Source organism: Oleiphilus sp. HI0128, from assembly GCF_001635365.1.
The window spans coordinates 1-529 of sequence record NZ_LWGG01000512.1; the positions used below are offsets into that span (position 1 = coordinate 1).

The 529-nt window shown below is 42.7% G+C and carries 1 protein-coding gene; it reads right to left on the reverse strand.

Features of this window, described 5'->3' with window-relative positions:
- On the reverse strand, positions 1-439 hold a 439-nt coding region (locus A3763_RS06090; protein WP_156494960.1), incomplete at its 3' end, for an AraC family transcriptional regulator ligand-binding domain-containing protein.
- Between the last annotated feature and the right edge of the window lie 90 nt (positions 440-529).

Consider the following 529-nt stretch of genomic DNA (forward strand, 5'->3'; position numbering starts at 1 on the left):
GGTCTCTGTCGGCAATAAATGTCCTGAGTTTAGGTGAGGCCTCTGGTAAGGTATAACGTAGCTCTATCCAATCTTTATCAAAATGCAAAGTCATATGTGAAAAGAGCAGTGATAATGACTGAAATTGAGCGCCAACCTTCAAAGCCTGGTCAAAATTTGGTGCACTCATAAGCAACATTGCATAGGTACCGTATGAGGTAAATGTCACCTGACTGCCTACCTTGACACCAAGAATAGGGTCATTCAGTAAGTCTATTGCTTCTGACACGATATCCAGCTCCAAAGATTGCTCAATCACGGCGGCACCATTCATATTCTGCAAGGACATCCCCCTGCGCCGCAAAAGTTCTTCCGGGTCTGCCCCCAAGTCTTCAACCGCTTTAAACAGTGGAATCAAACCTAATATCGACTGCTTCTTTTTAGCACTGCCTACATACATAAACCCTACAGACCTTTCTTTGAATTAGGTGACCAAAGTAACAATTAACTAGCCTCAACTGTCATTATGGCCGTATTTATCAATTTTTGA